We start from the raw sequence: 12233 nt of genomic DNA, 5'->3' as shown, positions 1-12233 counted from the left end.
AGTAATGACGATTAACTTACCCAGCACTGTTTTACTTGTTTTGTTGCCAAGCCAAAACTTTCTCTGTTTCTGCCAAGGCTGGACTGATGCCAAACCAGCGCCCCATAGGATCGCGATATTCAAACAGATACATGCTTCTTAATAAGCTCTGATAGTCAGACTCACCTTTAACTCTCTGCTGCTGCACTACTTCAAACAATAATTCCCACTGGGATTCATCAATAGCTAATAGGAGATCGTCGCGGTAGTCCTTAATCACTGCTTCTAAGCAGTCCCTAGAAAAAGGCGGATCTTGTCGTTGCAGGCAGCTATAAAGTAAGCCCAATAAGTTACGAATGTGACCACCACTAACCCGACATAGACGATCCAAGGTTTGGGAGTGATCGAATAATTCTGTAATTAATAAAAGTCTGCTATTCAAAGGAACTTCTGGAAAAGCTCTAGCTAGAACTAACTGGCGCACTAGTGACATCCCAGGTTCGTAGTCACTGCCATCTCTTTGTCGCACTAATACCATCGGCAGTACTTTTGGTGCAATCCCTCCCCCCAGGCGATTTTTTAGTGTCTCATACTCATTGGAGAAAATTAACGTTAGGGGAATTGTATAAACTAGGTGGCATTTAAGTCGGCGTAACTGTTCGCCTCGGTCGATGAAGAGATATTCTGGTTGCGATCGCCCCGATGCTAAGGGACGCATATCCACTCGATCCAAATTATCTACAATCACTACCAATCCTTTTTGACCCCTTAGCTTGAGCTGTTCAATAGCCTTTTCTAAAATTTCTTCGTTAATCGCTTGCAAAATACTATTGGTTCGTGGTTCCAGATATTGCCTTAATTGATTCCGCATCTGGGTGCTATCTTTGGTTTTGGCGGTAATTTTGGCAATACCCAAGGACAACTCTGCTTGTCCAGAAAGCTCTATGGGGCTTTGCAAAAAATCGCCTACTTCTTTAAACAAATTGGTAAAATAACCAGGTTTGAGTTTGATGGCAATGCCTTCTAAACTGGCACTGACTTGACGGGCTACACTCAGCAGAATATCGCTGACATCAATATCCGCCATATCTAAGTCTTGACTGGACTCAAAATAAACCACATGAAATCCCGCCAATTCTAGTTCTGTCTTCAGGCGCTGCAATTCCGTTGACTTACCGCAGCCAATGTGACCCGTAAATAACTGACAGGTTGGCTCATCAGGAGAAATCCGAATGATAGTCCGTTGCAATTCTTCGACAATCTTGCAACCACGTACATCAGCAAAATCTATGTAATACTGCCGATCTAGGACGTTACTTATATTTAGCGTGTAGCTGGGGTTACATGCTTTATAAAAACGTGACAAATTTAATGTCGTTTTCATGTATGTAGAGGTGTATGTAGATGCAGTTTAGTTGAGATTTTTTATACAATTAATCCCGATCTGGGATCTAGGCACAGAATTGACTCGCAAGGTGGTAGTGTCTTGCAAAGGACAGCACTTGTTGCAGGATTACTGTCAGTAGTATGGTAGAGATTTAATTGATCCTAATAGGCTTAAGCATATCTGTCCTTTTTACACATGCTATTGAGGTTTTGACAATCTCTCGCTTTTATTTCACCTGCCACAAAATTATATGGTTTAGTAACTGTGTCAAAAAAGCTACAAAAGTTCATGGTTCTTAGTTTGGATAGCCGATGAGTCTGGCTGGTATGAATTATAGCAAGGTACACAGAGATTCAGGAATACTTGTTTATCATTTCACATTCTATTTGTCAAGAAAACAAAATCCTAAACATCTCAATTAATATTTTGTAATCTTTAGGAAAAAATCTTCAAAAATAACTTGTCAAAAAGACTACAGTCAGTTAAAAATGGACACCGGAAATTTTAAAGGAGCGATGACTAGCGCCATAATCCTTGTGTAGTTACTGTAAAGTGTTACTAAAAATAAAAAAAGTCTTGAGGAGAGCGGCTAAAAGATGCCAACAGTGTTTACTGAAATTAATAATGATCCGAGCGTGTCAAGGAATTTAGATTGCAACCAAAAAGGGGTGTGAATGGCTGGCATAATATCAGTTTCCCGCACGCATCTAGCCCAGCGTCGTCAGAAATTGCGTCGGCAGCGGCAGATGAGAATTATTCAAGCTATTTGGCGAACCTTTGCCATTACTGGTTTGGCGGGTGGATTGCTGTGGGTAGCAGTCCAACCGGTGTGGATGCTAAAAGCTCCCAAACAAATAGTGATGAAATCAGGCAATAAATTACTGTCGGATCAAACAACTCAGTCATTGTTGGTGCTGTCTTACCCTCAGTCTTTGTGGCGGATTGAACCGTCGGCGATCGCTAACTCTTTGAAGAAACAACCAACTATTGCCCAAGCGATCGTCAGACGCCGCCTCTTTCCTCCTGGATTAACTATTGAAATCCAAGAACGAGTGCCTGTAGCCGTGACTCAAACACGTGGCAACAAAAAAGTAACAATCGGCTTACTAGATGCAAGTGGGGCCTGGATACCCTTAGAAAAATACACATCACTGAATCCCACTAAGAAATTACCCAATCTCAGAGTAATTGGTTCGCCAAAACAATACTGCCTCTACTGGACTCAACTCCATGAAGCTGTGAGCCAAAGTCCCGTAAAAGTGATGGAAATTGATTGCCAAAATCCAACAAATTTAATTTTGAAAACTGAACTAGGAAATGTGCATCTCGGTGTTCCAGGCCCCCAGTTGTCTGAACAAATTAAGGTACTCGCCCAAATGCGCCATTTAGCAACAAAATTCAATTCCGGTCAAATAGAGTATATTGATCTGAAAAATCCCGAATCTCCATTAGTACAAATGAACCAAAAAGATCAAAAATTAACTCCCAAAATCCCTAAAAACATCTAGCGTGTTTATTGTATTGATAGCTCCTAGTAAATTAAGAAGCTTTATGCTGATAAATATATTTATTATTTTCAGTTTTCCAGCAAATCGCACGAAAATCGGCATTAACTTCTAATTAAAATGAGAAGATCAATCATAAAATCTCCATTGCGAGTAACACACCCTCAATTGTTACCTTAACATCTAATAGTAGGGTGCAGGATGTCGGACAATCTAATGATGATCTATGGCGTGCAAAACGCCTTCTACTCATAGATTCTTTGACTAAACCGCAAAAAAGAGAAAATTGCTTGAGCTTTTCATTCAGACTCAGACTTGTGAGCAGAGGGCACTGATGAGAACGGTTTATGCCGCCATCGAGGTGCAGAGCCAAAAACGCTCTGGCTTTGGTCTGTTGAGGACACTTCCAAAGACAGTTTACCGAAGTTTCAATCTGTAACAGAAAATGCCGCCTAAAGTTGCGTAAGCATTTCTTCTGGGCAATAAGTTTGGACTACTCTGTACCGTAATTTTTATTGGGTGACGAAACCTCTGAGGAAATCTTGATTTGTTGACTGCACTGGTGAGGGTTCTCGTAAAATAGACTATTGCTTCAACAAAGTGTCCATTAAGACCCCCCAAACAACAAGTCAATCAGGTATAGTCTGACAAGTAAATTCTTGCTTAGTTTAACCTTAAGGATAAGTAAGTAGAAGGTAAATTTTGTGTCTAAAGTTGCAATCATCCCCAATGGTGAAACCTATTAACAATATTATTATTGAGGCAGAGAAGATACGCTTTAGTGTGTCTTTAGAAGTTATGCCCTCTGCTGAGAATAATCAAGAGATTAATGTCTGGTTGAAGTTATACAGGTCAGTTTTAGATAAATATAGGTATACTTCTCTAGAATTGGCTGTGCGATCGGCTGCATTAAAAGCTAATCCCATAGCAAATTTTCGTACTGCCAATTCTGTTAGGCTTGGCAGTAGTGAAAACAATAAAGAACAATGCCATAGTATTGTGGCACTGTCAAACTAAAGTTGACTCTTAGGTGAATAACACCTGAAAAAGTCGTTTATCTACCCTTTCACAAATCCAATGACACTTGATAATAACCAAGGACTTAACTATAAAAATTCCCAATCTACGGGACAGCCGGGGTTCTCTCTGGCAGTTAACTCGACCAACCCCTTTAATAACTCTGGGCTGAACTTCGGTCAAAATCACGAAAATAAAAAGATTTCTGCGGAAAATAGCCGAATTGGTGAGATTGTTCCTGGTCGGGTCGCCAACATCAAAGTCATTGGTGTCGGTGGTGGTGGTGGCAATGCTGTTAACCGCATGATTGAATCTGATGTCTCTGGGGTAGAGTTTTGGTCAATTAACACTGATGCTCAAGCTCTTACCTTAGCTGGCGCTCCAAGTCGATTGCAAATTGGACAGAAGCTAACGCGAGGTTTAGGAGCAGGTGGTAATCCTGCAATCGGGCAAAAAGCAGCTGAGGAATCACGAGACGAAATTGCTACAGCTTTAGAGGGTGCAGACCTAGTATTTATCACCGCTGGTATGGGGGGTGGCACTGGGACGGGTGCAGCACCAATCGTGGCAGAAGTGGCCAAAGAAATGGGCGCTCTCACTGTTGGTGTAGTCACACGTCCATTTGTCTTTGAGGGACGCCGCCGCACTAGCCAAGCGGAAGAAGGTATTCAAGGACTAAAAAGTAGAGTAGATACACTGATCATTATCCCCAACAACAAACTGCTGGAAGTGATCCCCGAACAAACGCCTGTGCAAGAAGCTTTTCGCTATGCAGATGATGTGCTGCGTCAAGGGGTGCAAGGTATTTCTGATATCATCACGATCCCCGGCTTGGTCAACGTTGACTTTGCTGATGTTCGGGCTGTAATGGCAGATGCGGGATCGGCATTGATGGGAATCGGCGTTAGCTCTGGAAAATCTAGAGCTAGAGAAGCTGCGATCGCAGCTATTTCTTCACCATTACTAGAGTGTTCTATTGAAGGCGCTAGAGGAGTTGTATTTAATATTACAGGTGGAACTGACCTGACTTTGCATGAAGTGAATGCAGCCGCAGAAGCAATCTATGAGGTAGTTGATCCCAACGCCAATATTATTTTTGGGGCTGTCATTGATGACCGGCTCCAAGGTGAGGTAAGAATTACTGTAATTGCCACAGGATTTACGGGTGAAGTGCAAGCTGCGGTACAACAAAGCGTAGCTAACGTTCGAGTCGCACCTAATACCTCGAAGCGTCCAACAACACAGCAACCCGCAGTTAATCCCCCAACCTCAACTCCAAGTTCAACTCCAACTCCAACTCCAACTCCAGAACCAAAAGAAAAAATTGGATTAGATATACCTGATTTTCTGAAAAACCGACGTACACCACGAAATTAAAAGATTTTGGATTTGAGACTTTGTTGTGAACGCTACTTCTCTACGAGAGGCTGCGCCAACGACATGGCTCAGTACAAGTCAGTCGAATGATTTTAGATTAAATTAGCAGTCTCAGGTTAGGCTGAGTGCTGTATAAAATCTGCTAGTTTCAGGGTTTTACCAAAGGCAGGGGTAAGCAATCCATTGCCATCCCTAATTTTGCCCATTGGTAAATAAATTCGTTAACGCTACTTATAGAATGAACTTGGGCAGGAGTCTGCTGGCTCACATGTCTAGCTGTGCTTTTGGAACAAAAAAAACCGAAGACCTGCCCGACTACGAATGTCTAGGCGTAGCCTATCGTAGACATGGCTACATCTACTCCCGCGCTCCAGTAAACTCATATTCAGTACAAGTAAATATATTTACTTAAAGTAAGTTGCGTGGGCGAGTTACCCACGCAAGCCTCCGAAAGAAGTCTATTTCCTGGAGAATAGGATATGAAGTAAAAAATAAATTTAAATTATTTTTTGCTTTTTATTGCCTGTTCAATCCATTGAATAACCTGATGACCAAGGTTAGTACCATCTAGGCGATCAATCTCACGAATTCCGGTAGGACTAGTGACGTTAACTTCAGTTAGGTAGCCACCGATAACGTCAATACCCACAAAAATTAAGCCGTCTTGGCGTAAGCGTTCGGCTAGTTGGGTACAGATTTCATATTCTCTTGGGGTAATTTCGGTTTGAGCGACTGTACCACCAGTTGCCATATTATTGCGAAAATCAGTTCCACTAGAGAGGCGATTGAGCGCACCAATTGGTTCGCCATTGAGTAAGATAATTCGCTTATCTCCCTCTTTTGCCTCTGGTAAATAGGTTTGTACCATTACTGGCACTTTACCTTGCAGGGTACTGAGTTCGACAATGGAGTTAAAATTGCGATCGCTTGATTGCAAAAACAAAATTCCTTCCCCAGCTTTGTTACCCAGTGGTTTAAGAACCCCTGCCCCCTTTGCTTCCACAAATTGCCGGATAAACTGCTTATCAGCACTGACAATCGTTTCTGGAATCGCTTTGGTAAACTGGAGGGCGTACATTTTTTCATTTGCCCCTCGGATACCACTGGGACTATTAATCATCAGGGTTTTATTTTGGTCAATGTAATCGAGAATATAGGTGGCATATAGGTAGGAATCATTGACAGGTGGATCTGTCCGCATAAATACGGCGTCCATTGTCTCTAAAGAAGTTAAGGAGGAATCGCTCAACTTATACCAGGGATTCGCCGCGATCCACCGTTTGTTCACCAACTGCACTGGTACAAGTTCGACTCGCTGTAGGACAGCCCAAGCTTTGCCCTCCACCACACTCAGCAGATGTGCCTGAGTCACCCAAACTTCGTGTCCCAAGATTTGCGCTGCTTCGATCAGGGCAACACTGGTGTCATGACACGGGTCAAGTAGATGGATGGAATCAATGATAAAAGCCAGTTTCACCCTTTATACCTCAATCACCAAGAAATTAAATGGTTATTCAATTATTATCTCTTGATGATCTTAGCAATTGACGTACATCTGTACTGCTGAGTAGAACCTGGAGGATAAAGTCTTGTGGACAGATATCGGTTTTGTGGGGAAAAAGCCCGTAGACAAGAGATAGCGCGTTGTTTTTCTAGAGTTGTAGCGACTGCCGTGTAATTTGCAGCGGCTTGTCGCTAGCGCAATACTTTCTGAACCTATACGCTATTGCTAGAAGTTAGTAGCTCATCCAGCTTGCCTTGACTATCTAAAGCGTGGATATCATCACAACCACCAATATGATCATCGTTGATGAAAATCTGTGGTAAAGAGCGCCGTCCATTTGCCCTTTGAGCCATTTTACCTCTGGCTGCTTCATCTCCATCAATACTGTATTCGATAAATTCAACACCCTTGTTCTTCAGCAAACTTTTGGCACGGATACAAAACGGGCAAGTTCTCCAAGTGTAAATTTCTACTTTTGCAGCCATAATGTCCTCAAATTGATTTCATACTTCTTAATTTTAGAACTTTGCCACTGGCTGTAGCTGTCCTATCTCGTTTTGACTTTATCCTCAGAAGTGGCTAACTAAATTTGCCACATCAAGTTACTAATACAGATGAGTCCCTTCGAGACATACTACGCATAGCTTGTTTCTTTGCAGGAGTACGCGGAGTTCAAAAATCAAAATAGCTAAAAAGCTTGTTTTATAGGCTTTTTAGCGATTGTATAGCTTTCTGAAAGTAGGAGTATATTAGTCTATTTACGCCTCTATGGGAGTATCATTTAAGCTGTCACTAAAGACTTTTTCTTCACCACTGTCGCTATATATATACGAGACAGTAATTAGACGAAGTAACTAGATTTGGAATATTCCAGTAAAAAACTGGAGGATGAAATGAACTATTTCCTAATTTAGAAATATCTTTAATAAAATATAATTGAATTTATTTCATACTCTGTGGTGGCGCAGGAGTGCGATCGCAAGCACACAGAAGCAGTCTACAGAGCTATACAGTTTTGATCACAATCGCTCAAACTATTACGGCAAAAGCTTTTTCAATATATTTGTCTGGGCAACTTCAGCTTAGTGGAGTAGAAATATTCTTTATCTGTAATAGCAAATGCCGTAGTCAATAGAACTACGGCATTTTTAACTGAAATACAAAACTTTAATTTCAGTATTTACCCACAGTCAACTGCATATTCAATTAGCTTGGCAAGGCGTTGACGTAGGGTTTCTAATCCCAAGCGCTGACTCGCAGAAATAAACACCGCGAGGGGAAATTCTTCCCTAGCTAGAGCCAGTGTCTCACTATTGGCTTGATCAATCTTGTTAAAAATCACTAGCGCCGGGCCAGGAGTTATTGGCATTTGTGCCAAAATTTCTCTGACTGAGCGAATATGACGCAACCAAGCGGGGTGAGACAAATCTACCAAATGTAGTAGAGCATCGGCTTCTGTGACTTCCTCCAAGGTGGCGCGGAAGGCATCCATTAAGGATGCAGGCAGTTCGTGTATAAACCCTACTGTATCTGTAATGAGAATTTCCTGATGTTCATCTGTTTCGCCATGAGGAATTACCAGGCGGCGGGTGGTGGGATCGAGAGTAGCAAATAACTGGTCGGCTGTATAAACTTCTGCATTCGTAAGAGCATTCAGCAAAGTAGACTTCCCAGCGTTGGTATATCCAACCAAAGCCACTGAGGGAACTTCCTGATGCTGCCGTCGCTGCCGTAACCGCGAACGATGTGCTTGCAACTGATCTACTTCTTTTTGCAGTCGGGAAATACGCTGCCCAATTGCACGGCGTTCAGTTTCCAATTTCGTTTCACCAGGGCCACGAGTCCCAATACCACCACCTAATCGGGACATGGTGCGACCTCTACCAGCCAGTCGCGGTTGCATATATTCTAGTTGTGCTAGTTCTACTTGCAATTTACCGGCACGGGACTGAGCGCGTTGGGCAAAGATATCCAAAATCACTTCGGTGCGGTCAACCACCCGGATACCAATTTGCATTTCTAAGTTGCGGACTTGGGAGGGTGAGAGGTCGCGGTCAAAAACAACGAGATTGACTCCTAGTGTTTGGGCAGTTAGGGCAATTTCTTGCACCTTACCTTCGCCAACTACCGTCTGGGGATGAACGCGCGATCGCTTTTGTTGTATTGTCTGTAATACATCTCCCCCAGCGGTATCAACTAAACGGGCCAATTCCACTAGATTGTCCTGGAATTGTAGGGGAGTCATCTCACTGGTCATCACCCCAACAATCAGCACGCGATCGTGGTCAGCATCTACTTCCTGGGCGATAAATTCGCGCTGGAATTCCGCTTCCAGATTTTCTACCAAGTCTACTAAATCCTGGTCTGCCAGATCGTCCAAGTCCAGAGGTGGCGATATATTCCAACTTGGGGATTGGATTTGTTTAGAGTGAGCGAAGCCGAATTGGCTTTCCTCTACTTTGACAGCAGCAGGACTAGGAATCAGGGTGCGAGAGTCTTGGGGTGTCAGATGAGCTAGATAAGCTTCTTTGACATACCCAGTGGCACCGCCTCCCCGCCGTGTAAATCCGGTTCCGGTAATATTTAGAACAACTAGGGCATCTAAGCGTTGTAGTGCCATAGCCGTGAGCGCCGCTTCATTGGGCGGTTCTGGCTTGAGATGGGTGGCAATACAACGAATACCGCTGAGTCGTTCTGCACCGTAACGGGGCAATTCCAGGGGTGGTATTTGCGTTTGACGCGGTGTGCCTACCCCGACGCGAATCACTTGTCCGCGACGGTTAATGTAGGCACACACAGGCTGATTGACTTCTGTGCTAATTGCTGCCAGACGCTGGGAAAACTCAGGCGTGGTGATGCGATCGCCTGGTATGCGCTGGTGATACAGCCGCTGTAGTTGCTTCAGCTGGCTGGACTTCAGACCTTGGAGATTTCCAAAAATAGTTTCTATAGGCGTTTTTGACCAGTTAAATGGCCCCCCGAATCCTTATATGTCTATTTTACAACAGGGTTTAGGCTCCTATCTCTCTCCTTTGAGGGATGCGTTGTGAGTTAGTTCGCTGGGGATATTGATTTAACGCTATTTTGGTGGTAATAACCCACAAATCGAGCAATGGTAACAACACGCGCCGCCTCAGAACAAAGGGCTGTATTGAGAAATATCAGTTGGCAGACTTTTGAAACCATGCTAGCTGAGATGGGAGAGGATAGAGCCTCTCGAATCACCTATGACCAAGGAATGCTGGAAGTTATGACCCCACTGATGCCGCATGAACATTGGAATTGCTTGTTGAAAATGCTCATTTTCGTTTTGGGTGAAGAGTTGAATTTAGAGATTTTTCCTACAGGTTCAACGACTTTGAAACGGGAAGATTTGCGGCGTGGTGCCGAACCTGATAGCAGTTACTATATTCGCAATGAAGTCTTGGTGAGGAACAAATCAGAAATTGATTTGAACCGTGACCCAGCACCGGATTTAGTAGTAGAAATAGATTTAACGAGTTCTTCGCTGAATAAATTTGATATTTATGCGTCTTTAGGTGTTGTGGAACTTTGGCGTTATGAGGAAGGTGTGCTGTATATTTATCAACTGCAAGAAGGGCAATATATAGAGTGTGATAGTTCGCCAAGTTTTGCACAATTGCCTTTAATGGAAATTGCTCGATTTTTAGAAGAAAGTCAAAGAGTCGGCGTGATGAAAATGACGCGGAATTTTCGGGAGTGGGTGAAGGAACAAATTTAAGTATTTAGTAATGTATCGGCATCGCATTTAATTGAAGTTGCTTAAAATTGAGGCTTGATATGCAAATCCCATACTTCTTTTAAATGCTTTGCATCTGATTCGGAAATTTGCCCTATTTTAGCCAGCAACAAAAACTGTTCTAAGGAATGCAATCGAGACAGACGGACGGTTGAAGCAACACGCAAACCACTTTCAGCCCAATCATTGAGAGGTACATCAGTTTGTGTGCGTGGTTTTGCAGATGTGACTACTGCTACTACAACATCATTTGCATCTATCCACAACACAAGTACGGGGCGCTTTTTGGAACCGCCACCGCTAGTAAATTGAATATTTGTTACCCAAAACTCACCTGCTTGGATAGTCGTCATAAAGTCCTTCGTCTTCTGGTGCGTAGCCGTTCAAAAAAGCATCATGGTTGCGGCTGCTTTTGGGTTCTTCTGCTTTTTGTTGGATGGTGATTACCCAGCGTCCTGTAGTTATATTTTTCAGTATTGATTCTGGGAGATTCAATTTCTCTCCTGGTTTTAGTTCAATTTCATAAGTCAGAGTAGTCAATTCATTTTGCATAACTGTTGGTTAAGATTTTCATAATGTTATTGTAATTATATTTAGGGGCGATCGCTTGTAATTTTAGTTAATATTTTAAGTGAAAGTGGGAAGGCGATCGCTGCATCTGAATTGTATTTTTCTCAAAGATGCTCTTTTTCAGTCGTTGGTTTCAGCAGCATAATCAATACAGATAATTAAACTATTTGGGATTAGTCATTTTCAATTTCCCAGTCTTCACCATCCAGAACGGCAAACTCTGTTAATTCTGGGTCATTCAAAAAATCTTCGGCTGTAGCGGCGATAAAAGGTTCTAGTATTTTGTGACGTTCTGCTACAGGTAGTCGGGCAATTTCTCGGATAGATAGCTGTTGTTGCTGTTGGAGATTTGATGAGATACTAGAATTTGAATCTTCAGTGTCTAACTGTTGGTGATTTCCTGTTTTTTGAACAAGAAACTCAACAAAATCTAGGACTTCTTGTTGCTTGTCATTCGAGAGAATTCGCAGATTATCTAATACCGCTTGCTCAATATTGATTGTTTCTGACATTTTGTTTCTGTTCTTCAATATAGGTTAACTTTTTAATTTGTTATTTATAGGCATCGCTTTTAATTTCAGTTAAGATTTTCAGTGGAAGCGGGAAGGCGATCGCTACATTAATCCTTACATTAGTTTAGTATTTCTAGTGGTTATTGAATTAAAGCTTGAAAGCGTTCATCTTCCCGAATACCATCAAAGTCTGAGTCGGTTTTTGCCAATTCACGGCATTGATCAGGACTTAAATTAATTGCTTTTTGCAGATTTTCTAGTGCCTGCTCAATATTACCTTGAAGTGCATAACAGCAAGCTTTGTTGTACCAAGCTAGGTGTTTATCAGGTTTAAATTTCAGTGCTTGGTCGTAGGATGCGATCGCTTCTTCATTGCGTCCTAATTTGCGTAGCGCATAGCCCCGATTGTACCAAGCTTGGTGGTCATCTGGTTGAAATTTCAGTGCTTGGTCGTAGGATGCGATCGCTTCTTCATTGCGGACTAAATTGTCTAGCGTATAGCCGCGAGCGTACCAAGCTTGGTGGTCATCTGGTTTAAATTTCAGTGCTTGGTCGTAGGATGCGATCGCTTCTTCATTCCGTCCTAAATTGCCTAGCGCATAGCCCCGATTGTACCAAGCTT

At 42.6% G+C, this 12233-nt stretch carries 12 protein-coding genes; 4 read left to right on the top strand and 8 right to left on the bottom strand.

Going from position 1 to position 12233, the window contains the following annotated elements; genetic code table 11:
* Positions 1-31: 31 nt before the first annotated feature.
* Positions 32-1363 (bottom strand): P-loop NTPase fold protein, encoded by a 1332-nt coding sequence (locus V7K62_RS18365; RefSeq protein ID WP_334866431.1) that lies wholly within the window; start codon positions 1361-1363, stop codon positions 32-34.
* Positions 1364-2040: 677 nt separating this feature from the next.
* Between V7K62_RS18365 and V7K62_RS18360 the strand changes: the two genes are divergently transcribed.
* The 3 genes from V7K62_RS18360 (at position 2041) to ftsZ (ending at position 5265) form a co-directional block, all read left to right on the top strand.
* Positions 2041-2874, top strand: coding sequence for a cell division protein FtsQ/DivIB (locus tag V7K62_RS18360; RefSeq protein WP_334866429.1), 834 nt, complete (start codon positions 2041-2043; stop codon positions 2872-2874).
* Positions 2875-3600: 726 nt separating this feature from the next.
* Positions 3601-3888, top strand: coding sequence for a hypothetical protein (locus tag V7K62_RS18355; RefSeq protein ID WP_334866427.1), 288 nt, complete (start codon positions 3601-3603; stop codon positions 3886-3888).
* 60 nt (positions 3889-3948) lie between these two features.
* Positions 3949-5265 carry a cell division protein FtsZ gene (gene ftsZ, locus V7K62_RS18350; protein ID WP_334866425.1) on the top strand — a complete coding sequence of 439 codons (1317 nt, stop codon included), beginning with the start codon at positions 3949-3951 and terminating at the stop codon, positions 5263-5265.
* Positions 5266-5767: 502 nt separating this feature from the next.
* On the opposite strand, the gene gshB is transcribed toward ftsZ, so the two are convergent.
* The 3 genes from gshB to hflX form a co-directional block, all read right to left on the bottom strand.
* Positions 5768-6742, bottom strand: coding sequence for a glutathione synthase (gene gshB / locus V7K62_RS18345; RefSeq protein WP_334866423.1), 975 nt, complete (start codon positions 6740-6742; stop codon positions 5768-5770).
* A gap of 239 nt (positions 6743-6981) precedes the next feature.
* On the bottom strand, positions 6982-7254 hold the full coding sequence (gene grxC, locus V7K62_RS18340) for a glutaredoxin 3 (RefSeq protein WP_334866422.1): 273 nt from the start codon (positions 7252-7254) through the stop codon (positions 6982-6984).
* A 695-nt stretch (positions 7255-7949) separates the two neighbouring features.
* The gene (gene hflX / locus V7K62_RS18335) at positions 7950-9719 is read right to left on the bottom strand and encodes a GTPase HflX (protein WP_334866619.1); all 1770 of its coding nucleotides are present in this window, start codon (positions 9717-9719) and stop codon (positions 7950-7952) included.
* Positions 9720-9881: 162 nt separating this feature from the next.
* Between hflX and V7K62_RS18330 the strand changes: the two genes are divergently transcribed.
* Positions 9882-10511, top strand: coding sequence for a Uma2 family endonuclease (locus V7K62_RS18330; protein WP_334866420.1), 630 nt, complete (start codon positions 9882-9884; stop codon positions 10509-10511).
* 41 nt (positions 10512-10552) lie between these two features.
* Here V7K62_RS18330 and V7K62_RS18325 read toward each other — a convergent pair whose 3' ends face one another.
* The 4 genes from V7K62_RS18325 to V7K62_RS18310 all read right to left on the bottom strand — a co-directional run.
* Positions 10553-10882, bottom strand: a complete 330-nt coding sequence (locus V7K62_RS18325) for a type II toxin-antitoxin system PemK/MazF family toxin (RefSeq protein WP_334866418.1) — start codon at positions 10880-10882, stop codon at positions 10553-10555.
* Positions 10860-11081 (bottom strand): hypothetical protein, encoded by a 222-nt coding sequence (locus tag V7K62_RS18320; protein WP_334866416.1) that lies wholly within the window; start codon positions 11079-11081, stop codon positions 10860-10862. Before V7K62_RS18320 ends, V7K62_RS18325 begins: the two co-directional genes overlap by 23 nt.
* Positions 11082-11272: 191 nt before the next feature.
* Positions 11273-11611, bottom strand: a complete 339-nt coding sequence (locus tag V7K62_RS18315) for a DUF2281 domain-containing protein (protein WP_334866414.1) — start codon at positions 11609-11611, stop codon at positions 11273-11275.
* A gap of 140 nt (positions 11612-11751) precedes the next feature.
* The coding region (locus V7K62_RS18310) for a TPR end-of-group domain-containing protein (RefSeq protein ID WP_334866412.1) at positions 11752-12233 on the bottom strand (482 nt) is incomplete at its 5' end.

Source organism: Nostoc sp., from assembly GCF_036917935.1.
In the GTDB taxonomy this organism is placed as follows: domain Bacteria; phylum Cyanobacteriota; class Cyanobacteriia; order Cyanobacteriales; family Nostocaceae; genus Nostoc.
The sequence above is the reverse complement of the archived record's forward strand: the minus strand, read 5'-3'. Positions and strand labels throughout refer to the sequence as shown.